General features: G+C 42.1%; 18 protein-coding genes, 3 tRNA genes and 1 pseudogene. 19 read left to right on the top strand and 3 right to left on the bottom strand.

Annotation, left to right across the window (positions count from 1 at the left end):
- Window positions 1–292 precede the first annotated feature (292 nt).
- From OCV72_RS12375 to OCV72_RS12360, 4 genes are all read left to right on the top strand, one after another.
- Entirely contained in the window at window positions 293–949 is a 657-nt protein-coding gene (locus tag OCV72_RS12375) for a corrinoid protein (protein WP_055284150.1), read from the top strand.
- An 80-nt stretch (window positions 950–1,029) separates the two neighbouring features.
- Complete coding sequence (locus tag OCV72_RS12370; RefSeq protein ID WP_055284149.1) at window positions 1,030–2,061, top strand: uroporphyrinogen decarboxylase family protein; 1,032 nt, start codon at window positions 1,030–1,032, stop codon at window positions 2,059–2,061.
- 37 nt (window positions 2,062–2,098) lie between these two features.
- Window positions 2,099–3,892: an ASKHA domain-containing protein gene (locus tag OCV72_RS12365; RefSeq protein ID WP_242859259.1), complete on the top strand. Its 1,794-nt coding sequence runs from the start codon at window positions 2,099–2,101 to the stop codon at window positions 3,890–3,892.
- A complete protein-coding gene (locus tag OCV72_RS12360) occupies window positions 3,889–4,773 on the top strand; it encodes a uroporphyrinogen decarboxylase family protein (RefSeq protein ID WP_055284148.1) in 885 nt (294 codons plus the stop codon). Before OCV72_RS12365 ends, OCV72_RS12360 begins: the two co-directional genes overlap by 4 nt.
- 100 nt (window positions 4,774–4,873) lie before the next feature.
- Here the strand turns inward: OCV72_RS12360 and OCV72_RS12355 are convergent, their stop codons facing one another.
- Complete coding sequence (locus tag OCV72_RS12355; RefSeq protein WP_055284147.1) at window positions 4,874–5,935, bottom strand: uroporphyrinogen decarboxylase family protein; 1,062 nt, start codon at window positions 5,933–5,935, stop codon at window positions 4,874–4,876.
- 261 nt (window positions 5,936–6,196) lie between these two features.
- On the opposite strand from OCV72_RS12355, the gene OCV72_RS12350 reads away from it, so the two are divergent.
- The 6 genes from OCV72_RS12350 (at window position 6,197) to OCV72_RS12325 (ending at window position 12,968) form a co-directional block, all read left to right on the top strand.
- Complete coding sequence (locus OCV72_RS12350; protein WP_055284146.1) at window positions 6,197–7,267, top strand: uroporphyrinogen decarboxylase family protein; 1,071 nt, start codon at window positions 6,197–6,199, stop codon at window positions 7,265–7,267.
- Window positions 7,239–8,108 carry an acyltransferase domain-containing protein gene (locus OCV72_RS12345; RefSeq protein WP_242859258.1) on the top strand — a complete coding sequence of 290 codons (870 nt, stop codon included), beginning with the start codon at window positions 7,239–7,241 and terminating at the stop codon, window positions 8,106–8,108. The genes OCV72_RS12350 and OCV72_RS12345 overlap by 29 nt, the downstream gene beginning before the upstream one ends.
- Window positions 8,109–8,214: 106 nt before the next feature.
- Window positions 8,215–9,516 (top strand): ABC transporter substrate-binding protein, encoded by a 1,302-nt coding sequence (locus tag OCV72_RS12340; protein WP_055284145.1) that lies wholly within the window; start codon window positions 8,215–8,217, stop codon window positions 9,514–9,516.
- A 62-nt stretch (window positions 9,517–9,578) separates the two neighbouring features.
- A complete protein-coding gene (locus OCV72_RS12335) occupies window positions 9,579–10,457 on the top strand; it encodes a carbohydrate ABC transporter permease (protein ID WP_055284144.1) in 879 nt (292 codons plus the stop codon).
- The gene (locus OCV72_RS12330) at window positions 10,457–11,290 is read left to right on the top strand and encodes a carbohydrate ABC transporter permease (protein ID WP_070099643.1); all 834 of its coding nucleotides are present in this window, start codon (window positions 10,457–10,459) and stop codon (window positions 11,288–11,290) included. Before OCV72_RS12335 ends, OCV72_RS12330 begins: the two co-directional genes overlap by 1 nt.
- A 16-nt stretch (window positions 11,291–11,306) precedes the next feature.
- Window positions 11,307–12,968, top strand: a complete 1,662-nt coding sequence (locus OCV72_RS12325; protein WP_055284142.1) for a DUF4091 domain-containing protein — start codon at window positions 11,307–11,309, stop codon at window positions 12,966–12,968.
- A 273-nt stretch (window positions 12,969–13,241) separates the two neighbouring features.
- Here the strand turns inward: OCV72_RS12325 and glgB are convergent, their stop codons facing one another.
- Window positions 13,242–15,026 carry a 1,4-alpha-glucan branching protein GlgB gene (gene glgB, locus OCV72_RS12320; protein WP_055284141.1) on the bottom strand — a complete coding sequence of 595 codons (1,785 nt, stop codon included), beginning with the start codon at window positions 15,024–15,026 and terminating at the stop codon, window positions 13,242–13,244.
- Between the two features lie 179 nt (window positions 15,027–15,205).
- Here glgB and OCV72_RS12315 point away from each other — a divergent pair, with 179 nt between their 5' ends.
- Complete coding sequence (locus OCV72_RS12315; RefSeq protein WP_055284157.1) at window positions 15,206–15,763, top strand: TetR/AcrR family transcriptional regulator; 558 nt, start codon at window positions 15,206–15,208, stop codon at window positions 15,761–15,763.
- Window positions 15,760–18,128: pseudogene (locus tag OCV72_RS12310) on the top strand (helicase C-terminal domain-containing protein). Before OCV72_RS12315 ends, OCV72_RS12310 begins: the two are co-directional and overlap by 4 nt.
- 75 nt (window positions 18,129–18,203) lie before the next feature.
- Here OCV72_RS12310 and OCV72_RS12305 read toward each other — a convergent pair.
- Window positions 18,204–19,082, bottom strand: coding sequence for a LysR family transcriptional regulator (locus tag OCV72_RS12305; protein ID WP_055284140.1), 879 nt, complete (start codon window positions 19,080–19,082; stop codon window positions 18,204–18,206).
- A gap of 110 nt (window positions 19,083–19,192) precedes the next feature.
- On the opposite strand from OCV72_RS12305, the gene OCV72_RS12300 reads away from it, so the two are divergent.
- The 7 genes from OCV72_RS12300 to OCV72_RS12270 all read left to right on the top strand — a co-directional run bounded on the left by OCV72_RS12300 (window position 19,193) and on the right by OCV72_RS12270 (window position 26,456).
- A complete protein-coding gene (locus tag OCV72_RS12300) occupies window positions 19,193–19,900 on the top strand; it encodes a TIGR01906 family membrane protein (RefSeq protein WP_070099642.1) in 708 nt (235 codons plus the stop codon).
- A gap of 109 nt (window positions 19,901–20,009) precedes the next feature.
- Complete coding sequence (locus OCV72_RS12295; RefSeq protein ID WP_055284139.1) at window positions 20,010–23,777, top strand: phosphoribosylformylglycinamidine synthase; 3,768 nt, start codon at window positions 20,010–20,012, stop codon at window positions 23,775–23,777.
- A 391-nt stretch (window positions 23,778–24,168) separates the two neighbouring features.
- Entirely contained in the window at window positions 24,169–25,503 is a 1,335-nt protein-coding gene (gdhA, locus tag OCV72_RS12290; protein ID WP_006427973.1) for an NADP-specific glutamate dehydrogenase, read from the top strand.
- 195 nt (window positions 25,504–25,698) lie between these two features.
- Window positions 25,699–25,771: transfer RNA gene (locus OCV72_RS12285), tRNA-Val, on the top strand.
- Between the two features lie 22 nt (window positions 25,772–25,793).
- Window positions 25,794–25,867, top strand: a tRNA-Met gene (locus OCV72_RS12280).
- A gap of 8 nt (window positions 25,868–25,875) precedes the next feature.
- Window positions 25,876–25,949, top strand: a tRNA-Met gene (locus OCV72_RS12275).
- A gap of 195 nt (window positions 25,950–26,144) precedes the next feature.
- Window positions 26,145–26,456 (top strand): hypothetical protein, encoded by a 312-nt coding sequence (locus OCV72_RS12270; RefSeq protein WP_055284138.1) that lies wholly within the window; start codon window positions 26,145–26,147, stop codon window positions 26,454–26,456.
- Window positions 26,457–26,458: the final 2 nt, after the last annotated feature.

Below are 26,458 nucleotides of genomic sequence, written 5' to 3'. Positions count from 1 at the left end.
GCCGAGTTTGAGCGTAGTTCCTTTGCTTTTAGGAGATTCTGGCTCTCTTAGTTTTTCTTAGAGCATGGAACCTGAACCAGAACCACTTTATACTGTTTTCTTCAAGGATCGAGAGGTCAACTACGTTAATAAATTAAATACCAATTTCATGGAAGCTAATCAATAGTAATAAGATAAAGATGCTTTAGGTATGAATTATTATTGCAAAATGAAACGTGTAAATTTATAATGAAAGTAGAATTGGATGAAAGATAATGAGAAGACTAAGAAAAATATTGGGAGGACGTTGAAGATGACGACATCAAAGGAAGAATTATTGAATAAACTTTCAGAATGTGTTCTGGAAATGGAGGATGAAGAGGTTGTTGATGTAGCGGAAGAATATATTGAAGCAGGTTATCCGGCACTGGATGGAATCATGGAAGGTCTGGTAGATGGTATGAATAAGGCCAGTGAGTTGTTCGAAGAGGAAGAGTATTTTGTGACAGATATTCTGCTGTGTTCCGATGCAATGTATGCCGGACTGGAGGTATTAAGACCGTATCTGCCGGACGAAGAGGAACAGGCTGCAAAACCGGTTGCAGTTATCGGAGTGGTAGAAGGGGATACGCATGATATTGGAAAGAATTTGGTTAAGATTATGATGGAAACTGCAGGATTTGAGATGCATGATCTTGGAAGAGATGTGCCGGCGGAAGAATTTGTGAATCAGGCAGAAGCATTAAAGGCACAACTGGTGTGCATTTCCACACTGATGACGACCACAATGAGCGGTATGGAAGATATCATCGAACTTTTGAAAGAAAGAGGAATCCGGGATAATGTGAAAGTCATGGTCGGGGGAAGTCCGGTATCGAAGAAATATGCAAATGATATCGGAGCGGATGGCTATTCTGTTAATGCAGTAGAAGCAGTCAGAGTTGCAAAAGAATTACTGAATATTGCATAGTATGTTATGAAAGTGAGCACGTTAAGGTTGTAAAGTTATTCATCCGAATAGAAGATATCAGATAGGAAAAAAAGTAATCAATGAATGAAAAAGAAAGACTAAAAAAAGCGTTACATCATGAAAAGACAGACCGGCCGCCATGTATCTGTCCGGGCGGAATGATGAATATGATTACGACAGATTTGATGGACAAATCTGGGATTACATGGCCGGAAGCACATCTGAATGCAGAGATGATGGCGGATCTTGCACAGGCCAATTATGAAAATGGCTGTTTTGAGAATGTAGGTGTTCCATTCTGCATGACGATCGAGGCAGAGTCCATGGGTGCAAAAGTCACATTGGGAGACAGGGTGCATGAGCCTCATGTGACAGAATATGCCTTGCATTCGGTGAAAGAATGGGAGAAAATCAGGCCGATGGATATGAATTACGGGAGAGTCAAGGTTGTACTGGATGCAATCCGCATTTTGAAATCGAGGAATCTGGATGTGCCGATCATTGGAAATATTACAGGACCGGTCAGTACGGCAAGTTCGGTAATGGAGCCGGTGATATTTTATAAAGAGCTGCGTAAGAAAAGAGAAGATGCCCATAAATATATGGAACTGGTAGCAGATGAGATCATCCGTTTTGCGAGAGCGCAGATTGATGCAGGGGCGGATATTATAGCGATTTCGGATCCGAGCGGAACAGGAGAGATTCTGGGACCAAAATTATTTGAGGAATATGCGGTGCACTACATTAACCGTATCATTGACCATCTCCAGGCAGAAAAGATGGGTGTGATCGTACATATCTGCGGGCAGATGAGAAATGTGTATGCGCAGGTGGAAATGATCCATTCGGATGTGCTGAGTTTTGATTCCTGTGTAGCGATGAGCGATGCGAAGAAGCATTTGAAAAAGCATGTGCTGATGGGAAATGTCAGCACATGGACACTGGAATTTGGGAATCCGGAGAAAGTGGAACAGTTAGCAGTCAAATGTTGGAGAGATGGTTCCGGGATTATTTCACCGGCATGTGGTCTGGGAACAAAATCACCACTTACGAATATTCAGGCAATCAGATTGGGAATCCGGAAAGCAACAGAAGAAAAAGTTGAAGTCTGAAAGAAAGACAGTAAATTACGAAATGACGATGAAAAATATGAAAAGAGAAAATCTTCTGGAAAAATTAAGAAAAGAAGGAAGATTCGTAGAAAATCCGTGTAATGGAAAAGGAATCTGCGGAAAATGTAAAGTGAAAATATTAAGTGGTGACGCAGGTGAAGTCACAGAAACGGAAAGGCACTTTTTAAGTGAAGAAGAATTGGCGCGTGGAATCCGGCTTTCCTGTATGGTCTATCCGGAAGAAGAATTAGAAGTGGAAACCTTGCAGAAAGAGAAAAAGACTGAAGTTCTTTCGGAAGGTTATGTTCCGGAATTTGAGAAGCATACAGAGCTCAAAAAGCAATTGATCCATATCAGAAAACCGAATCTGAAAGACCAAACATCCATGGAAGATCAGCTTCTGAGCCAGTTGGGAAATGTAGAGATTCCATTTTCGTTGCTACAGCATCTGGAATTAGCAGAAGGGACTTATACGGCAGTCATCTGGTCAGAGAAAAGCCTTATGGCACTTGAGCCCGGTGATCAGACAGATTATCTTTATGGTGTGGCAATTGATATCGGAACGACAACGGTAGTAACTTCACTGATTGATATGATGACAGGAAAAGAACTGGGAACCGCGTCAAGAATCAATGCTCAGAAGGAGTTTGGTCTGGATGTTCTGACCAGGATCAGTTATGAGACCGAGCATCCGGAGGATGGAAAAGAACATTTGCAGAAAGCGATTACAGATTCCATTAATGAAATGTTAGACGAAGTCTGCAGAAAAACAGAGGTGCCGGGAAAGGGCAGAATTGAGAAGCATGATATTTATGAGATTACGGTGGCGGCGAACTGTACGATGATGCATATGCTGCTTGGTGTATCTGCCAGATCTATCGGAAGAGCACCGTATGCTCCTGCATTCGTAAAATCAAAGAATCTGCGTGCAGCAGAGATCGGCATTCAGGCAGGAGAAGGTGCAAGGCTTTATTGTCTGCCATCGGTATCTGCTTATATCGGTGCGGATATTGTTGCGGGGGCATATGTCTGCGAACTCCGTAAGCAACAGAAGAATGTATTGTTTATAGATATCGGAACGAATGGAGAGATTGTGTTCTCAGATCATGGAAGGCTGCTCAGCTGTTCCTGTGCGGCAGGTCCGGCACTGGAAGGAATGAATATCAGTTCCGGCATGCGTGCGGCGGCCGGTGCGATCGAGGATGTAAAGATCACAGAACAGGGAGTGAAACTGCAGATAATCGGGCAGGAAGAATACCGGCAAGAGGAACCGGAAGGGGTCTGTGGTAGTGGAATCCTTGCGGTAGTAAAAGAACTTAGAAGAACCGGACTGATCCAGAAAGATGGTGCATTTATAAAGCAGAAGGATATCAGTGAAGAAGATTACCGTTATCCGATGTTAGAATTAGATGGCAGAAAGCGTAAATTCAAGATGACGGAAAGACTTAGAATCACACAGGGTGATGTCCGGCAGGTCCAGCTGGCAAAGGGGGCAATCCTTTCAGGATTCTATGCACTGTTGAAAAAGGCAGGAAGGACAATGGAAGATCTGGATCAGGTTATGATTGCCGGTCAGTTTGGAGCACATCTTCCGGCAGAAAGTCTGATCGGAACCGGAATATTACCGAAAGAAGTGAAAGACAAACTGATCTATGTGGGAAACTCTTCCAAAACAGGAGCTTATCTGGCATTGATGTCCGGTAAAGCGAAACAGGAGATGGAAGAACTGGCACATCATATGGAATATATGGAACTGGGAGCAACGGAAGGATATGAGCGACTGTTTGCAGATTGCCTGATGTTCCCGGATGAGTCGGAGATTACGGAATGATTCAGGATTTTAAATGCACATATGGAAATTCAGCAGGCATCCGTGAAGCGGTAACAAATCAAACAAATCTGAAGTTCCCGGATGCATATAAGCATGCGGAAACGATGGCGGAACTGGCACAAGTACTTAAGGAATGCGACAAGGCGCCGTTCTGTGAACTTCCGTTTTGCCATACCGTTGAAGCAGAGGCGATGGGCGGGATCATTAATTATGGAAATGAGAAGACCGGACCGAGAGCGAAAGAATATCTGTGTACGGATATAGAAGAAATATTAGAACTTCCGGCAATTGATTTCGAAAAAGGGAGAATACAGGAGGTTTTAAAAGCCTGCCGTATATTGTATGAAAAAGGAGAACACGTTGTATTTGAAGTTTCAGGACCTCTGACGATATTGAATGTTTTGATCGATCCTAAATATGTGTTCAAAGGGATGCGGAAAAAACCGGAACTTATGGCACGGATATTTGCGAAGTTAGGAAAAGAGATACTTTCTTATATGAAACTAGCGAAAGAACAAGGGGCAGACTTTATCAGTTATGCGGATTCTTCCGGTGGTGTCAACATTCTGGGACCGAAAATGGCCGAACAGATGGTGGATCTTTTTACTTATGATTTTGTAAAACAGGCGGGAAAACTGGCAGATGAGCATACAATGATTCTCCTCTGTCCGAAGACGACATTCGCACTTCTTGGAACGGGGAAAGCGAAATTAATTGATTGCCAGATTCATGATGATAGAAGTCAGGAAGAAGATTCATTAAGTTATGCGGAAGCATGCATTCAGATGAAAGGGAAAATACGTTTTGCAGGACAGATGTGCATAAAAAATCTGGATTACAGGATGAAGAATGGAATTATGAAGGAAGTCCACATACTATAAGAGTGATTTATAGAATATATTATGGGTGATTTTGGCATATCATATCTTATAAAAAGCTTGTGAGTGAAAAAATGTCTTTACTCACAAGCTTTATTAGCCTTTATTCCCAGTTTGATGGCTGAACCGGATATTTTGCGCATTTTCTTGCTGCATGCATATAAGCATCGATATTTTCAAGAGAAGCGGTAACCGGAATATCACATCCAGGTGCAATCGTGAATCCGCGAGGGTTGTCCCAGCATTTGCGGAAGCAGTCGATAACAGCCTGTTCGATACTTTCAGGAGTACCGTTTAAGATTTCCATAGGGGATACATTTCCCATAATAGAAAGCTTATCGCCGACTGTTTCTTTTGCGTAAGCGATATCAACAGAACTGTCGATACTGATGCCGCGGATACCCATTTCAGGGAAGGTTTCTAACAGTTTGGTAGTGTCACCGCAGATATGGAAGCCGGAACCACGGCTGCCCCATTCTTTCCATTTATCCATAACTTTTACATAGTATGGAATGACAAATTCACGGAACTGTTTTGGTGATAACAAAGAAGCGGTCGGTTCGGCAAGACCGATACCGATTTTATTTTCTACGAACTTGCGTCCGACTTCAATCGTTGCGTCAGCAGCAAAGTCAAGTAGCTTATGAAGATTCTCTTTGTCTTTGCGCATAGCTCTTAAGATTTTTTCTGTGCCGGCAAGGTTGGCAGCGGTCGTAAATGGTCCCATCAGTCCTACTCCGGTGAAAATCTCATCATTCAATTCATCCTGGATATAGCGGACGGCGTCAAAAGCAACCTGGGCATTATGGTCATTTTCAAAACGAAGTTTTTCAAGATCTAACTGGTCAACATTACCGATATTTTCCAGAACAGATTCCTTGATGATCGGAATTCCGAATGCATCATAAGTAGATGCGGCACCGAACGCAACCGGAATACCATCGATACGGTAATTAACGCTTAAGCCATCCTGACCAAAACGTTTGTAACTTTCAATGAGCCAGTGGGCACGGGATTTCGCCTCTACAAAAGCATCCTGGTAAGATGCTCCAAAGTTCATTCCGATGTACGGAGAAAAAAGCTTGATAGGCATACGGTCTACGGGTTTTCCGGCGAAGAGGGCGAAAGCACGCTCCTTTGGTGTCATTTGATCATCTTTGTGCATAATAAGTACACTCCTTTTATTGTAGTATGCATTAAGAAAATGTCAATGGCAGATTCTTAGCATTATGATAATATTATTATATCTTAAATGAAAGGAAATGTCAGAGAAAGCTAGAAATATCTAATTGAAAATACTTATAAATAATGCAAAATATAAATAAAATTAATGAGAAAAAATAGTATAGACGATATTGAACAAGACTGTGAAGCAGGTATAATAAAAGACAGAAAAATTTGACAGAAATTTTATCCGGGAGGAAACATGAGATTAGAAAAAAACAGACAAGACCAGATGACACCGGCGGAACGGATTACGTCGGCAGGAGAAGGGAAAATGGTGGATCGAGTGATCACAATCCCATTTATGGGAGAATTAAAATGTTATTTAAGCGGCATCAGTATCCGGGACTTCTGGTTTGATGCAGAAAAGATTGCACAGGCAGAGAGAATCGCATTTAACAGATGGGGATATGACAGGATAGTTCTCGGGCCGAATACAAGAGGAATCGTGGAAGCTCTGGGTGGGACATTTATTTATCCGAAGGATGGAATCCCATACATAGAGAGTCCGTATATTACGGATTATGGTATCTTAGACCGTATGGAACCGGTCAATGTGAAAAAGAATCACAGGATACAGGTGTTTGCGCAGGCGGCAGATATACTGAGCAAAGAAGCAGAAAATCTTGTGCCATTAGAAGCAAGTATCGGAGGACCGTTTACGATTGCTTCGAATCTTAAAGGTGTGGAATATCTGCTTAGGGACTGCAGGAAGAAACCAGAGGAGGTGCACAGACTTCTGGAAATTATCACGCAGACGCAGATGAGTTGTATTGAGATGGCAGCAGAATATGGAATGGGGATTGCAATGGCAGATCCGGTTGCAAATCCGGCTCTGATCGGACCGAAGATGTACGAGGAATTTGTCTTCCCATATACAAAGCAGCTGACAGACTATACCGTGAAAAAGACAGGAAAGAAAGTATCACTTCATATGTGCGGCAATACATACAGTATATGGAAGTATCTTGTACAATACGAACTGAACGAATTGAGTCTGGATAATATTATTGATCTGCAGCGGGCAGTAGAGGAAATAGGAAATCAGATCCCGATTGCAGGCAATGTAGATCCTGTGCAGGTTGTAATGAATGGGACAAAAGAAGAGATCGATCGGGCGGTTGCAGCATGTATACAGACCGGGGAAAAAGCAAAAAGGGGATATCATCTGGCAACAGGATGTGATATTCCGGAAAAAACGGATCCGGTACAGATTGACTGGTTTATGGAAGCAGTTAGAAATTATGATAGAGATCATAGTAGAAATAGATAAGGAAGGAATTATGATGAATATACAGGAACTGGAAAAAAGAATCAAACTGCCGGAAGCAGCAGGAAAGGCGGTAGATCAGATAAAGATTACAGAAGCAGAGTATCAGGAGCAGAAACAGATTTTTGATAGAAATCTGGAAGAATTTATTGATAAATGGAAGAATCGGGAGAACAAATATGAATGGGCATTGAAGTTTTATCTGATGTTGTGCTGTGAAACATATGAAGTGTATAAAGAAAAAGGGATTGCCGGCGAGATTTTTGACAAGACATTTTATGATATTACCATTTGGTGCGAAGAGTGTTACCGCAAATATCAGATATATGGACTGGAAGAGATCGGATGGATCGCACAGTCTGTTAAAATGAATCTTTTCAGACTAGGAAGATTGCAGTTCGAACCGTATATACTGAAGGAAAATCTGAAATGTAAATCAGGAATATTAAAGCGAGGAACGGAGGTTCTCAATGTACATATCCCGGCCGGAGAACCGCTGGATCATGAAAAATGCCTGGAGTCATTTAAGATGGCTGAATACTTCTTTGAGGATGATAGCAAAAGGCATATCTATATGTGTGATTCATGGCTGTTATCCCCAAGGTTGAAAGAAGTGCTTGGAGAAGAAAGCAATATTTTGAAATTCCAGGATATGTTCGAGATCGTGAAGGTCTACGAAACGTATCCACAGGCGGAACAAAGAGTATTTTTAGATGTAAAAAAAGATAAACAGCAGTATCCGGAAGACACAGGTCTGAGAAAAAAATTAAAGAAGTATCTGATAGAGGGAAAGAATCCGGGAATAGGCGTTGGAATTATAGAAAAGATTTATAAATTGATATAATTTATAAATATAATCAATTTGAGAGTGCCGAAAGACTTGGTTATAATAAGAAATGGATTATGAAAAATGTTTGGGACATTTGTAAAGAAGAGAAAAGGAGAAAATTATGAAAAAGAAATTCATCAGCGCACTTTTATGTGTTGCAATGACTGCATCACTCGTCGTAGGATGCGGATCAAAATCAGATGATAAAAAAGAATCATCTGATGGAAAAACTACCCTTACTTTTTGGTGCCATGAAAATGAACCATGGGTAAAATCTTACAAGAAAGTAGCAGAAAAATTCGAGAAAGAAAATCCGGACTATAAAGTTGTTGTAAAAGATTATCCGTACAAAGTTTACAATGACAAGATTCAGACTGCACTGACTTCAAAAACAGCAGGACCGGATATTATTGCTGTATGGGGTGGAAATGCACCTGCATTTATTGAATCAGATTCGCTCTCAGAAGTACCGGAGAGTCTGGCAAAAGAGCTGGATGAAGATTATCTTGCACCAACAACCGGTATTTATAAAAAAGAAGGAACTTATTATGGTGTTCCGATGGAATTCAACCTGGAATATGGCGGAATGATTGTCAACAAAAAGTTGTTTGACAAAGCTGGAATTGCTTATCCAAAGACATGGGATGAGTTGAGAAGCGTATCCAAGCAGGTATCAAAGATGAATGGGGATGTATCAGAGATGAAAGGTTTCGAGATGATCGATACAGATGCTCTGATCTGTAACTACCTTGCAATGATTCTTCAGCAGGGCGGACAGTATCTGGAAGAAGATGATTCCATTAATTTTGCAACTCCGGAAGGAATCAAGGCAATGAATGAGATCGTAAGCATGGTAAAGGACGGAGAATGTGATCTTGAGAATCTGACAGCCGGTGAGTATTGCTACAATGATGTATATAAAGATAAAGGATATATGTCATCTGTAGGATCATGGGCGATCGGAGAAGGAACAGATACTTACAGCCTTACATATGGTAAAGATTTCGAATATGTGCCGGTTCCTCAGTATGGTGAGAAGATGGCCTTTGCATCAGAAACAGGATGGGGATTAATGGTTCCTAAGAACAGTGCTAATCAGGATATGGCATGGAAATTCATTGAATTCTTCAGTAATCCGGACAATCTGGTAGAACATAATATTGCATGTAATCAGCTTCCACCGAGAAAATCTCTATTAGACAGCGAAAAATACAAAGAAGCAATGCCAAATATCTCATTCCTTCTGGATATCCTGCCAGACGGACAGTGGATGGGACCATACAACACTTCTGATATGAGAGATATCTTTAATGAAATGTTTATTGACCTTTGCCAGTCTGACAAAACAGACGTAGAAGGTGCATTAAAAGAAGCATCTCAGAAGATTACAGAAAAATGTAAGATCAGCTATTCTATGGAATAGAAAAGTGCATGGCAGAGAATACCGTACAGGTTTCTCTGCCATTTTTATAAAAGGGAAAATCAATGAAGAATAATCGTTTTGTGGCTTGTGTATTGATACCGAGCGTTATATTTTTACTTATATTTGCAGTGTTTCCGGTAGCTTACGGACTGGGAATATCATTTTATGATTATAATCCAACGAGTTCTTATAATGAATTCCTTGGGCTGGAAAATTACAAAAGGCTGCTTACAGATGAAGTGTTCTGGATAGCAGTAAAAAATACGATCATTTTTTGTGTAGTGGCAGTTACAGCGAATATTGTGATCACATTATTCCTTGCCAAAATTATTTCTGTTCTGCCATCCAAAGGAATGAAAATATTCTTCCGTACGATACTCTTTATTCCGTGTATTGCGCCGATTGTCGGAACATCTATGGTGTGGAAATATGGAATGGTCGGAACCGATGGAGGATTATTGAACCGTATTTTGGGACTTATGGGGATGCCGCCTAGGAATTGGTTCCTGACAACCTGGCAGTTGCTTGCAATTATAATCGTATATACATTATGGGCGGATATTGGATATAATGTTGTACTTTTTACAGCAGGAATCGAAGGGGTACCGAAAGAATTTGATGAAGCGGCAGCAATCGACGGTGCAGGACCGGTCCGGAGATTTGTGTCTATAAAATTACCGTTAATGAGCCGTACATTTGCATTCGTGGCAATCATGACAATGGCCAATTATTTCCAAATGTTTGCACAGTTTCAGGTGTTTGCGCCGGACGGAGGACGTAGTAATTCGGCAATGGTTCTGACAAATTACATTTATAAAACGAGTTTTAGCAGCTATGATATGGGGTATGCTTCAGCAGTAGCGGCAGCTTTGTTTATGATTGTATTTATTGTAGCGATGATTCAGAATAAAATGATGCATGCAGATTGGAGTTATGAATAATGAAAAAGAAGAAAAATGTATATAAAAAACACCATATAGTGATTATTGCATTTCTTACCGTTTTTTCGCTCATCATGATGTACCCAATGGCGTGGATGTTGATGACATCATTCAAGAGTAATGCAGATATCCAGATAAATAAGACAAAATTCTTTCCGGAAAAGTGGACGATAGAAGGATACCGGACAGCATTTGAAAAAGCACCGATTGCCCAGTGGTTTATCAACAGTATTCTGGTGGTGATTGTTGTTACGGCGGCGGTGATCATTACCAGTACATTGATCGGGTATGTTTTTGCAAAATATGAATTCAAAGGGAAAAAGGTATTGTTTGTATTGCTTCTGGCAACGATGATGGTGCCGCCACAGGTAACCATGATTCCGCGTTATCTGATGATTCAGGAAATGCATTTATTTAACACGATTGGAGCATTGATTGTGCCGGGACTGATCAGTGCATTTTCAATCTACATGGCAAGGCAATTTATTGCTGATGTACCTGACAGTCTGTGTGAAGCGGCTAAGATAGATGGTGCCGGACCGTTCAGAATCTATTGGAGTGTAATACTTCCGAATATAAAACCAGCCATTGGTTCAATCGGAATATTCACAGCAATGATGAACTGGAACGACTATCTGAATCCGTTATTGATGCTAAATGATATGGAAAAAATGACGCTGCCGTTAGGATTGGTAATTTTTGATACGCAGAGAGTGGCAGATATGTCGGCAACGATGGCGGCCGCATCTATGATGATGATGCCGATGATCATTATATTTGTTATCTTCCAGAAGCAATTTGTAAAAGGAATGACAATGAGTGGTATAAAGTAATAAGGGGAGGAAGGTTATGTTTGAACAGAAGAAAATAACATACAAAATGAAGCTTTTAAGCTCTTTGGCAAAGGTATTTCAGGATGAAGAACCGGTATACCAGATGGAATGTCAGACGTTGAGTGCTCTTTGGGGTGAAACAGTATCTTTTCAGGCAGCATATACCGGAGACTTTTTTATGCGGGAGAGACTGGATGTGGAAGTAGTATCACCACTGAAAGACTATATCAGAGTCAGAACGGTGGAGCAGGTTCCGGTAGGAAGAGCGACGAATGGAATTGTAGATGATAATTATCTGCGGACAGAGCCTGGATTGTATCCAGATCTTTTGCGGGACGTGAAAGATGGAAAAGTAATCGTGTGCTCGAATCAATGGAGAAGCCTTTGGATTGATATTGAAGTGACGAAAGATATTGCACCGGGAAATTATGAAATAGAGCTTCGATTGAAAAAAGAAGGAGACGTTGTAGCGTCCGCAAAGCAGAGAGTAACGGTGATTGGAGTGGAACTTCCGAAGCAGAAGATTATGCACACAGAATGGATGCATGCAGACTGCCTTGCCGATTATTATCATGTAGATGTATTCTCTGAGGAACATTGGAAAATACTGGAGAATTATTTCAAGGAATATGTAAAGCGCGGCTGTAATATGATGCTGACTCCGCTTTTTACATCTCCGCTTGATACGGCTGTCGGATTGGAACGTACAACGACTCAGCTGATAAAAGTTGAGGTGGTAAAAGGAGAATACCGTTTTGATTTTTCAAAACTGAAGAGATGGATCGATCTTTGTAAGAAATGCGGAATAGAGTATTATGAAATGTCACATCTTTTCTCTCAATGGGGAGCAAAGTATGCACCGAAAGTTGTGGCAGAAGTAGACGGAAAAGAAGAAAAGATCTTTGGATGGCATACCCCGGCAGTTGGCGAATATACCCGATTCCTGAAGGCTTTTCTTCCACAACTAATTGAAAAATTAAAAGAATGGAACATTGATCAGGTTACATATTTCCATATTTCGGATGAACCGAGAGAAGAGCATCTGGGAAGCTACCGTGCGGCAAAAGAATCTCTGGGAAATATGCTGGATGGATTCCATACATTTGACGCATTGTCAAGTTATGAATTCTACCGTCATGGGCTAATTGATAAGCCAATTCCGGGAAACAATGAAATCGAAGAATTTTTGGAACATGGGCTGACAGATATGTGGACTTATTATTGTACCGGCCAGTTTTATGAAGTGAGCAACCGATTCATGTCTATGCCGTCCGCAAGAAACAGAATATATGGAGTCCAGCTTTATAAATATAAGATTATCGGAATTCTCCACTGGGGATATAATTTTTATAACAGTCAGTTCTCGATAGAACATATCAATCCATATGAAGTGACAGACGCAGGAAATGCGTTCCCTTCGGGGGATCCATTCTTGGTATATCCGGGTGCGGACAGAAATCCGGAAGAATCTATCCGGATGATGGTTCATTATGAAGCATTGACAGATCTGCGGGCACTGGAACTTTTGGAATCCCTGACCAGCAGGGAACATGTGATGGAACTAATCGAAGGTGAATTGGCGGAGCCATTGACATTTAAGCGGTATCCGAAGTCGGATATGTATTTGATCATGTTGAGAAACCGGGTGAATAAGGAAATCCAGAAATTTGGTATTTAAGTTATTAACAATCCGCTGCCAGTCACGACTTGAAGGAAACAATAGATAAGGATTATTGTGAATGTGGAATGCCGTTAGAAACAATTAGAGAGTCAGAAGCACCGTTAAAGGAACGAAGCGAACGTGTTTGAGGCGAACGCCGAGTTTGAGCGTAGTTCCTTTGCTTTTAGGTGATTCTGACTCTCTTAGTGTTTCTTATGGTATGGAACCTGAACAAGAAGCCTTATCTATTGTTTCCTTCAAGGATTGAGAGGCCGCTTTCCCGTTAATAAATTAAATCCCAAAATACACTGCTGAATACGCCGAAAGATCCAGCACAGCTTTCCCATCCGTAACCTTCACTTTCTTCTTCGTATACTTCTTACTTCCTCCAAATGTTACATCATCACTAGCCAGAATCACTTCCAGTTCCTTTGCATCCGTTATTGGAAGCTCATATCCTTCCTGATCCTCATTCGAGAAATTAAAGACAGCAACGATACGATCTTTTCCATCTGTTCTTTCAAACGCATAGATACAGCGCTCTTCCTGATGGCAGTCCAGCCACTGAAATCCTGTATTCTCATAATCTTTGGCAGAAAGAGCAGGAGTTGTCAGATACAGATGATTCAGTTCCTGCATGAAGTGGTGGAAAGTATCGTGTATCGGATACTTCAGGATATCCCAGTCCTGCTCACGCTTTTCATCCCATTCGCGGAGCTGGCCGATCTCGTTACCCATGAAGTTTAATTTTTTTCCCGGATGTGCGTACATATACATATAGAACGCACGCGCCTGTGGAAATTTCTCTTCGTATTCTCCATGCATTTTCTGGGCGATGGTTGCCTTTCCGTGAACCACCTCGTCATGTGAAAGCGGAAGAAGGAAATCATCGTTATAATAGTACATCATGGAGAAGGTAAGCTTGTGATAATCGCGGCTTCTGTATTCCGGTGCGGTGCGGAAGTAGTCAAGTGTATCGTTCATCCAGCCCATATCCCATTTGTAATCGAATCCAAGTCCGCCCTGATCTACAGGTTTTGTGACACCTTCAAAAGAGGTGGAATCTTCGGCGGAGAGCATGGCTGTCGGATGCATTGTCTTTAATCCGCGGTTCATTTCACGGATAAAATCCACCGCATTATTGTTAACACCTCTTGCAGGTTCGCCCTGCCAGTAGATGATACGGCTGATGGCATCCATGCGGATTCCGTCTACGTGATAGATACTTAGCCAGTAATTTGCAGCAGACTGAAGGAAGCTTCGGACTTCGCCTCTGGAGTGCATAAAGTTACAGCTGCCCCATTCGCTGACACCGACATCCTGGTGTGGATATTCATAGAGTGCAGTTCCGTCATAGTCGGACAGTGCATAGTGATCAACGGCAAAATGTACCGGTACAAAATCCATGATGACACCGATGTCATTCTTATGGCAGGCATCAATGAATTTCATCAGTTCTTCGGCAGTTCCGTAGCGGGCGGTCGGACTGAAGAATCCGGTGTTCTGATATCCCCAGGATTCATCACATGGATGTTCGCTGAGCGGCATAATCTCAATATAATTGTAATCATTTTTTTTCAGATAAGGAATCAGGATATCGATCATTTCCACATAAGTATACCAGTCGTCTGCTTTTTCAGAAGGCTTTTTAAATGATCCGAAATGCAGTTCATAGATGTTCAGCGGCTTGTCCTTGCATACCGAACGCTTCTGCATCCATTTGCTGTCTTTGAATTTATAGTGGGACAGATCGCGGATGATGGAAGCAAAGGCCGGGCGTAGTTCCATGCCGAAGCCGTAAGGATCGCAGTGCTCTACGCAGTTTCCGTCCTGTCTGTAGATGCGGTACTTGTACATCATGCCCGGCTTTGCACCTTTGGCATAGCATTCCCAAAAATTGCCGTCATAAGTTTTGTTCAGTTCCCATTCCTGCCAGTCGTTAAATTCCCCAATGACTGTAATGCGTGATGCGGCAGGTGCAAAGGTACGGAATGTGGTTCCGTCTTTGTCCGGGTGTGCGCCGAGAAATTCATAAGCGTCGAATATTTTTCCTGTGTAAAATCCGTAAAAATCCATATTAACCTCCGTGAAAATGCAACGTAAAAGATCAACTGTCGAAAAGATAATGGACAGTAGTTGCTTTTTTGATTTATAATTATATTATAAGAAAAATGCGAGGAGGTATCCACCAACAAAACCGACGAAAGGATGGATAACCGACGAATATGAGAAAATGTTGGGAAATGGGAGGTAAGATGGATCTTAGAATTGAGAAAACAGAGCGGGGAATCAAGAACGCATTTATCGAACTGCGTTCCAGGAAACCTTTGGAAAAGATAACAGTAAAAGAACTATGTGAAAGCGCAAGGATTAATAAGTCTACCTTTTATGCGCATTATAAAGATATCTACGATTTGTCAGATGCGATGGAAGAAGAAGTAGTACAGTCGATTGCGAACAGTATCCAGCATCCGGAATATCTGCTGGAGCATCCGGCAGAGTTTGCACGGGAACTTCTGATGGCTTATGTATCGCAGAATTCCCTGACGGCGATTTTATTTTCCGGCAGTCAGGCGAATCATTTTGCGGATAGTATCGAGTGGAGCATCAAGCAGATGATCTTTGAAAAATACCCGGAATTGAAAGAAGATACAGCAATGAATGTGATGCTCAGCTATTGTATCCAGGGAAGCTACCACGCTTACCAGAAGAATCGGAGCGGAGATATCATGACGGTGATCGATGTGATCGCAGGGATGACGGGAGCGATTCGATCGATGTATGAAGAACGATTGGGGGAAAGCAGATCATGAATCTGGAACAGCCGTGTATCCGCATTTCGGTGCGGAATCTGGTGGAATTTATATTAAGACATGGAGATATTGACAACCGGACCGGAGGGGCAGATAAGGATGCCATGCAGCAGGGCAGCCGCATACATCGGAAAATCCAGAGACAGCAGGGGGCAGAGTACCGTGCAGAAGTTCCGTTAAGATATCAGATCCCGTGTGATGGATTTATCCTGAGTGTAGAAGGAAGAGCGGACGGAATCATACAACTTCCGAAGCGTGTGGTGGTCGACGAGATCAAAGGTGTATTTAAAGATCTGAAACGTCTGGAAGAGCCACAGCTTTTGCATCTGGCACAGGCAAAATGCTATGCATATATTTATGCAGAACAAAATAATCTGGAAGAGATCGGAGTGCAGATGACGTATTGTAATCTGGATACCGAAGAGATCCGCAGATTCCGGGAGACATATACCCGGGCAGAACTTAAAAAATGGTTCGAAAAGCTGGTATCTGAATATGAAAAATGGGCAAGATACCAGATGACATGGAGAGCAAAGAGAAATGCTTCCATTAAAACCGTAGAATTCCCATTCGAATACAGAGATGGACAGAAGAAACTGGTTGAGTCTGTATATCGGACCATTTTAAGAAAAAAGAAATTATTCATCCAGGCACCTACCGGAGTCGGCAAGACGATGGCGGCCGTATTTCCGGCGGTGAAAGCTGTCGGGGAAGAACTGGGAGAAAAGATTTTTTATCTGACGGCCAGGACGATTACCAGAACGGTGGCAAGTCAGGCATTCGCGATTCTGAGAGAACAGGATCTGAAGATGAAGGTCATCACATTGACGGCAAAAGAAAAAATCTGTTTCTGTGAAGAAACCATCTGTAATCCGGATGTGTGTCCATATGCAAAAGGGCATTTTGACCGTGTAAATGATGCCGTTTATGAACTGCTCACATCGACAGACGAGATGAGCCGGGAAGTATTGGAAGAACAGGCAAGAAAATGGAATGTATGTCCATTTGAAATGGCACTGGATGTATCACAGTGGGTAGACGCAGTTATATGTGATTATAATTATGTTTTTGATCCAAATGCACATCTGAAACGCTTTTTCGGAGACGGCGTCAAAGGAGAATACCTGTTTCTGATCGATGAGGCACACAATCTGGTGGAACGCGGCAGGACGATGTACAGCAGCAGTATTTGCAAGGAGGATTTTCTGAAGATCAAAAAGCTGGTAAAATACGGGGAACCGAAACTTGTCTCGGCGTTGGAGAGCTGCAATAAGCAGCTTCTGGAATTGAAAAGAGAATGTGATGGCTGCCAGATACTGAACAGTGTGTCACATGTGTATATTAAGCTTCTGTCTTTGATGACGAAGCTGGAAGAGTTTATAGAAGACTGTAGAGATGAAGTGATACGGAAAGAGGTGCTGGAGTTTTACTTTGGTATCCGTAATTTCATATATATTCATGACCGGCAGGATGAAAATTATCTGATCTATTCAGAACTTAGTGAAGAAGGAAAGTTTTACCTTCATCTGTTCTGTGTCAATCCGGCAGGATGTCTGCAGGAATATATGGGGAAAGCAAATAGTACGATATTATTTTCGGCAACATTTCTTCCGATCAATTATTATAAAAAACTGTTATCTACAACAAAGGAAGACTATGCAATCTATGCGGAATCTCCATTTGAACCAGGCAAAAGATTATTGCTTCTGGGAAATGATGTCAGCACGAAGTATACCAGGCGAGGACCGGAGATGTACCGGAAGTATGCAGAATACGTGATGCATGTGATAAAAGGAAGAACAGGAAATTATATTGCATTTTTCCGTCTTATCGATTCCTGGAAAAAGTCTGGGAAGTATTCATGGAATTGCCACAGGAACAGATTGAAGTTGTAGTACAGTCCCAATATATGACGGAGCAGGAACGGGAAGAATTCCTGAAAAAATTCGAACAGGAAAGAACACACAGCCTGATCGGTTTCTGTGTGATGGGTGGTGTCTTTTCAGAAGGAATTGATTTGACGGAAGATAAACTGATCGGGGCAATGATCATCGGGACAGGACTTCCGCAAGTGTGCCTGGAACGGGAACTTTTAAAGTATTATTTCGACCGGAAGAATCTGAATGGATTCGATTATGCTTACCTGTATCCGGGGATGAATAAGGTGTTACAGTCCGCAGGAAGAGTTATCCGGACCGATCAGGACAGAGGTGTGATCACACTGTTGGATGACCGGTTTATGGACAGACAGTGCCAGGAGGTGTTCCCGAGGGAGTGGAATGATTTCCAGATCTGTAACAGTGAAAATATTGAAGAAAAGATTGCAAAATTCTGGAAGGCGGAAGAACAGACAGATACGAAATAAGCAGCATTAAAAAGAAAAATACCATGAGGAACATATGCTCCTATGGTATTTTCCGTCATGCATCCGAAAGATGTATTAAAAATAAGATAAAAATTCCTGCGCGGCCTTGGATATCGGGACTTTCTCGTTATATGCGATGACAAGCTCCCTTTCCGGAAGTACTTCTTTTGTCTCGACAATGAAAAGCGAATCCGAATCGGAGGTTTGAGAAAGGCAGAAATCCGGAATAAATGCAATTCCAAGTCCGATGCGGGCAAGGTCAATGAGAAGATCATTACTGCTGAGTTCAATCTCCGGAACCAGATCCAGCTGGTTCTGAAGAAACAGATTGTGCAGATATTCACTGGTCGTACTTTTTCTGTCCAGCATAAGGATCGGATAGTTCAGAAGTTCTTTGAAAGAGAGCTTCTTTCCTTTTAATTCCTCAAATGCCTTGTCTGCGATAAATACATCCTGAAAATCTTTGATTTTTTTTACATTCGGAACATTCCCGAGATAAGCATTCGGTGAATTGACAACGATCAGATCCACCTGTCCGGTCTCAAGGAGTTCTACACAGCGAATGGATGTCGCATTGGTAACTTTGATATGCGCTCCGGGAAATTCCCGGTGGAAACGTTCCAGATAAGGTACCAGAAAATACCGGCAGATCGTGTCACTGGCTCCGATATGAAGCTGTCCTCCGCGTGCGCCGACATCGAGGAGCTGGCTTTCGCCGCGCTTGATCAGGCTGATCGCCGGTTCGATGTGGCGCAGAAGGATCTCGCCTTCGGTAGTAAGACGGACTTTCTTGGTACTCCGGATGAATAAGGTCTGATCCAGCTTCTTCTCCAGTGCCTTGATGGACTGGCTGACAGCCGACTGTGAGATGAACAATTGCTTGGAGGCTTCCGAAAAGCTTAAGGTGGAAGCTACATAGTAAAATACTTTATATAATTCATAGTTAATATCCATGATAAGTCCTCCTAATGAATCTTAACTGTATTATAAGTGAAATGAAAGAAAATTACAACCGTATTTATAAATAGAAGTGTTATAATAATGAAAAGCAGGAGGAAAAAGACTTGAAGAAGTTAACAACGATCATATCTGTTACGGCCATGATGTGTGCAGTGATGGCGGCACTGATATTTAGTATATGGCTGGCCGTATATGGAGACAGTAATTACAGGTTTTATAAAAAAGAATATCAACGCTATGAAGTGACGGAAGATCTGGATATGAGCATAGACCATGTCATGTATGTGACAGAACATATGATGAATTATCTGATCGGGAAAGAGGAGGAGCTGTCGGTTGTGACGACAGTGGAAGGAAGAGAGCAGGATTTCTTTAATGAAAGAGACCGGCTGCATATGCGTGATGTCAGGAATCTGTTCCTGGGAGGAATGAAAGTCGGAGTAATCTGTCTGGCTGTGGCAGCAGTTATACTGGCGGTACTGAGAAAACGGGAAGAAGACTGGAAGAGACTGTATTTCAGAACATATTCGATCGCACTGAGTGCCTGGCTGGTCATAGGCGTACTGCTGGGGATTGCATTCTGTGTAGATTTTACAACGTGTTTTACGATTTTTCATAAGCTGTTTTTTACCAATAATCTGTGGGTATTCGACCCGGAGACGGATTATATGATACGGATGCTGCCGGAGGGATTCTTTTCAGATATGGTGATCCGCATCAGTGAAGTGTTTGGTGGAGTGCTGCTTCTGATATGGATTGTATTGTTTTTGGGAAAAAATAATTGCAAAAAGGAAGAGAAAAAAGTTGATTAATAAGTGTGAATTATAAAAGTGTTTAGATATATTAATTGTATTAAATAATGATTGTTGTGTTATACTAACAATAGAAAATGTGTAAAAATTCATTTGTGGAGGATTACTTATGAGCAATGTAAAAAGAGTGTACGTGGAGAAAAAATCAGGATTTGATGTACAGGCAAAGGAACTTAAGACCGAGATCCGAAGCTATCTTGGAATCAAAGACGTAGACAGCGTCCGTGTACTGATCCGTTACGATGTGGAAAACGTATCGGATGAGACATTTGAGAAAGCATGTAACGGCATCTTTTCTGAGCCACCTGTAGATACATTATATAAAGAAGAATTTCAGGCAGAAGAAGGAAGCAAGATCTTTTCCGTAGAATTTCTTCCGGGACAGTTTGATCAAAGAGCAGATTCCGCTGTGCAGTGTATTCAGTTTATCAAAGAAGACGAGCAGCCGGTAATCCGCACTGCGACTACTTACGTGATCCATGGTGGAAACGGAACTGTTTCGGATGAAGAATTCGAAGCAATCAAAGAGCATTGTATTAACCCTGTAGATTCCAGAGAAGCACAGGAAGAAAAACCGGAGACACTGGTTACTGTATTCGATGAGCCGGCAGATGTAAAGATCTTTGACGGATTTAAAGATATGGAAGAAAGCAAACTGAAAGAATTATACGATTCTCTCGGACTTGCCATGACATTTAAGGATTTCCAGCATATCCAGAATTATTTTGCGTCAGAAGAAGACAGAGATCCTTCTATGACAGAGATCCGTGTTCTGGATACCTACTGGTCAGATCACTGCCGTCATACAACATTCTCGACAGAACTTACAGATGTTTCGTTCGGCGATGGTGATTACAGAGAGCCGATGGAAGCAACTTATAAACAGTATATCGCTGACCACAGTGAGATTTTCAAAGGAAGAGAAGATAAGTTTGTCTGCCTGATGGATCTTGCACTGATGGCAATGAGAAAATTAAAACGTGAAGGAAAGTTACAGGATCAGGAAGAGTCTGATGAGATCAATGCATGCAGTATCGTTGTTCCAATCGAGGTAGACGGAGTGGAAGAAGAGTGGCTTGTAAACTTTAAGAACGAGACACATAACCATCCGACAGAGATCGAGCCATTCGGTGGTGCTGCTACCTGCCTTGGAGGAGCTATCCGTGACCCATTGTCAGGACGTACTTATGTATATCAGGCAATGCGTGTTACAGGAGCCGCTGATCCTACCGCATCTGTAAAGGATACATTAAAAGGAAAGCTTCCACAGAAGAAACTGGTCAGAGAAGCAGCCCATGGATATAGTTCATATGGTAACCAGATCGGCCTGGCAACCGGAGCGGTAAAAGAAATCTATCATCCGAATTATGTTGCAAAACGTATGGAGATTGGAGCAGTGCTTGGAGCAGCACCGAGACGTGCGGTTATCAGAGAGACATCGGATCCTGGAGATATCATCATTCTTCTTGGCGGACGTACCGGACGTGACGGCTGCGGCGGAGCAACCGGATCTTCCAAAGTACATACAGAAGAGTCCATCGAAACATGTGGGGCAGAAGTGCAGAAAGGTAATGCACCGACAGAAAGAAAGATCCAGAGATTATTCAGAAGAGAAGAAGTCAGCAAGCTGATCAAGAAATGTAACGACTTCGGTGCAGGCGGAGTATCCGTTGCTATCGGAGAACTTGCAGACGGACTTCAGATCGATCTTGATAAAGTACCTAAGAAATATGCCGGTCTTGACGGAACAGAGATTGCAATCTCTGAATCACAGGAACGTATGGCAGTTGTTGTAGATCCAAAAGATGTAGATGAATTCATGAAATATGCATCCGAAGAGAACCTGGAGGCAACAAAAGTAGCAGTTGTAACAGAAGATCCAAGACTGGTACTTTCATGGAGAGGAAAAGAGATTGTAAATCTTTCACGTGCATTCCTTGACACCAACGGAGCACACCAGGAGACAACGGTAGCAGTTGACATCCCGAACAGAAAAGACAGTATCCTTGTAAGAGAAGATGTGAAAGATGTAAGAGAAAAATGGCTTGGTATGTTAAAAGACCTGAATGTATGCTCACAGAAAGGTCTGGTAGAGATGTTCGACGGATCGATCGGAGCGGCTTCTGTATTCATGCCGCATGGTGGAAAATATCAGAAGACAGAGACACAGGCAATGGTGGCAAAACTTCCGGTATTAACAGGAGACTGCGATACTGTAAGTATGATGAGTTACGGATTCGATCCGTATCTGTCAACATGGAGTCCATATCACGGAGCAATCTATGCAGTGACAGAATCTATCGCTAAGATCGTAGCAGCAGGCGGTGACTACAGCAAGATCCGTTTCACATTCCAGGAATACTTCCGTCGTATGACAGAAGATCCACACAGATGGAGCCAGCCGTTTGCGGCACTTCTTGGTGCTTACAGTGCACAGCTTGGATACGGACTTCCTTCTATTGGTGGAAAAGACAGTATGTCAGGAACGTTTGAAGACATTGATGTACCGCCGACACTGGTATCTTTCGCAGTAGACATTGCAAAAGAGAAAGACATTATTTCACCGGAACTTAAGAAAGCCGGAGATAAACTTGTATGGCTTCGCATTGAGACGGATAATTACGATATTCCTGTATACGGAAAGGTTATGGATCAGTATGGTAAGTTTACCGAAGATATCCACAGCGGCAAGATCGTAGCAGCTTATGCATTAGACAGACATGGTATCGCGGCAGCAGTCAGCAAGATGGCTTTCGGTAACGGCATGGGTGTGAAGATTGAGCATAATGTAGATGCAAGAGATTTATTTGCACCGGCATTCGGAGATATCATTGCAGAAGTACCTGCAGATAAGGTGTCTGAACTTGGAATTACCTATACCGTGATCGGTGAAGTGACAGATAATGCGGCAATCGAATATAAAGATGTGAAGATCGCATTAGAAGAGGCAGTATCTGCATGGGAAGAAACACTGGAAAAAGTATTCCCGACCAATTCCGGAGCGGAAGGACAGGATGCGAAGGTGGAGACAGGATTATATGATACATCAGATATTTATATTTGTGACCACAAGATCGCTCAGCCGACCGTATTTATCCCGGTAATGCCTGGAACAAACTGTGAATATGACAGTGCGAAAGCATTCGAAAGAGCAGGAGCAAAGGTGATCACAAAAGTATTCAGAAATATGAGTGCATCTGATATCGTTGATTCTGTAGAAGTATTTGAAAAAGCGATCGAACAGTCACAGATCATCATGTTCCCAGGTGGATTCAGTGCAGGTGACGAACCGGACGGATCAGCAAAATTCTTCGCAACAGCATTTAAGAATGCGAAGATGAAAGAAGCGGTAGAAAAATTATTGAATGAGCGTGACGGACTGGCACTTGGTATCTGCAACGGATTCCAGGCTCTGATCAAGCTTGGTCTGGTACCAAGTGGAGAGATTACAGGACAGCAGCCGGATTCACCGACACTTACATACAACACGATCGGCCGCCATATCTCCAAGATGGTCTATACAAAAGTAGTAACGAACAAATCTCCATGGCTCAGAGAAGCAGAACTTGGCGGAGTATACACCAACCCTGCATCTCATGGTGAAGGAAGATTTGTTGCAAATAAAGAATGGCTGGACAAGTTATTCGCAAATGGCCAGGTTGCAACACAGTACTGTGATCCGGAAGGAAATATCACAATGAACGAAGAATGGAATGTCAACGGTTCTTACTGTGCGATCGAAGGTATTACAAGCCCGGACGGACGTGTACTTGGTAAGATGGCGCATTCAGAAAGAAGAAACAGAAGTGTGGCAATGAACATTTACGGAGAACAGGATATGAAGATCTTCGAATCAGGAGTAAAATACTTCAAATAATGAATGTTCAGGTGTCTGAGACTTCCGGTGATGAGATGAAAATTGACATCCTTGTATTATAATAAATGCAATTTAGAGCGCAATCTGTTTCATAAAAATGAATAAAACATGAGAAAAAGCACAAAACCCTTGCAAAATCTGCAAGGGTTTTGTAAAAAGTTGCAAAAAATAATAAAAACTGTAAAAAATATCTTGCCAGATACACTTGTTTGCTTTACAATAGTAAAGGACAAAGGCGTCAGGGAAAAACAGATGGCGTAAGTCATCTGCTTTTTTTATTCCAAAGCGTGTAGAAAAAACAGCCGGCGGCTGGATCGCAGTATTTGGACAAATTGTTGGACAGGGACGCTTTTGAAAAGGATACGTATATTATTTTAGGAGGTAGAAAGCTATGTCATATGTTGATGAAGTACTAGAGAAAGTAGTAGCTAAGAATCCTGCAGAGCCAGAATTCCACCAGGCAGTAAAAGAGGTATTAGAGTCATTAAGAGTTGTTGTAGAGGCTAACGAGGAGAAATTCAGAAAAGACGCTCTTCTTGAAAGACTTGTTGAACCTGAAAGACAGATCAAATTCCGTGTTCCATGGGTAGACGATAAAGGACAGGTTCAGGTTAATACAGGATACCGTGTACAGTTTAACAGCGCAATCGGACCATACAAAGGAGGATTACGTCTGCACCCATCTGTAAACCTTGGTATCATCAAATTCCTTGGATTTGAGCAGATCTTCAAGAACTCACTGACAGGACTTCCGATCGGCGGAGGTAAAGGTGGTTCTGACTTCGATCCTAAGGGAAAATCAGACAGAGAAGTAATGGCATTCTGCCAGAGCTTTATGACAGAACTTTGCAAATATATCGGAGCTGACACAGATGTTCCTGCAGGAGACATCGGAACAGGTGCAAGAGAGATTGGTTACATGTTCGGTCAGTACAAGAGAATCAGAGGCCTGTATGAAGGTGTTCTGACAGGAAAAGGATTAAGCTACGGCGGATCTTTAGCAAGAACAGAAGCTACAGGATATGGACTTCTCTACTTAACAGAAGAATTATTAAAGATCAACGGAAAAGACATCAAGGGAATGACAGTTGCAGTTTCCGGAGCTGGTAACGTTGCAATCTATGCAATCCAGAAAGCTCAGCAGCTTGGAGCGAAAGTTGTAACAGCAAGTGATTCTACAGGATGGGTATATGATCCGGACGGAATCGACGTTGCAGCATTAAAAGAAATCAAAGAAGTAAAACGTGCAAGACTGACAGAGTACAAGAACTACCGTCCTAATTCAGAATATCATGAAGGACGCGGTGTATGGTCTGTTAAGGTTGACCTTGCTCTTCCATGTGCTACACAGAACGAACTTCACCTTGAAGATGCAAAACAGTTAGTTGCTAACGGATGCGTAGCTGTATGCGAAGGTGCGAACATGCCTACTACATTAGAAGCAACACAGTATCTGCAGGAGAATGGTGTAATCTTTGCACCTGGTAAGGCTGCAAATGCCGGTGGTGTTGCTACATCTGCACTTGAGATGTCACAGAACAGCGAGAGACTGAGCTGGACATTCGAAGAAGTAGATGCAAAACTGAAGAACATCATGGTAAACATCTGCCACAACATGGACGATGCTGCAAAACGTTACGGAATGGAAGGTAACTATGTTGCCGGAGCTAACATTGCAGGATTTGAAAAAGTCGTAGATGCTATGACAGCTCAGGGAATCGTATAATATTTTCAAAAATGCCCCGCAGGCCTTGTGTTTGCGGGGCTTTTTTTGAATCAGATTAACGCACAGCGATTTTGAATTATTCCGGTTATAGAAGAAATTGTAGAAAAAATTTGAAAAAATCAAAAAAACAGTTGACTTTCCAAAAAACCAATGCTATACTAACGAAGTCGGTTCGAGAGAGACGACAAAATATATGGGATCATAGCTCAGCTGGGAGAGCATCTGCCTTACAAGCAGAGGGTCATAGGTTCGAGCCCTATTGGTCCCATACATTTTCTAAAATTGGTTGTGGCGGGATAGCTCAGTTGGCTAGAGCACACGGTTCATACCCGTGGTGTCGCTGGTTCAAATCCAGTTCCCGCTACTGATTATGGCGGGATAGCTCAGTTGGCTAGAGCACACGGTTCATACCCGTGGTGTCGCTGGTTCAAATCCAGTTCCCGCTATTTTTGTGCCAACGTATGCGGAACAAGCTGCCTGTGGCAGGTTTGCTGCATTTCTATATATCGTAACACAGCAAGAGAGTCGGAAGTATCCGGTTCTTTTTTTGTTGTTTAATTTTATATATCGAAGTATACAAGAAAAGCAAAATCGTCTATAATACATTACATGTGATGTATAGAAACAGGAGGGATAGGAATATGGTACCAAGAAGCAGTTTGATCATTCGTTCGCTTGCCGGGGCGTATATAACTTATCTGGGAGGAAAACTTTTAGTGGATTCGCTGAAGAATCATCCGGACAATTATGTGTTTTATGCGGGAGCCGGGGTTGTTTTTGTGATCATAGGAATCTTCTGGCTTGGAAAATATGGTTCAAAGCTTATAAAAAAGGAATATCAAGATGACAGTGTGATGGGACAATTAAAAGATAAGGAAGAACAGTCAGAAGAAGCAGAAACAGAAGAAGCAGAAACAGAAGAAGCAGAAACAGAAACAAAGGAAGGAGAATAATA

Origin of the sequence: Dorea amylophila (genome assembly GCF_025567265.1) — a bacterium.
Classification (GTDB): domain Bacteria; phylum Bacillota; class Clostridia; order Lachnospirales; family Lachnospiraceae; genus Dorea_A; species Dorea_A amylophila.
The sequence above is the reverse complement of the archived record's forward strand: the minus strand, read 5'-3'. Positions and strand labels throughout refer to the sequence as shown.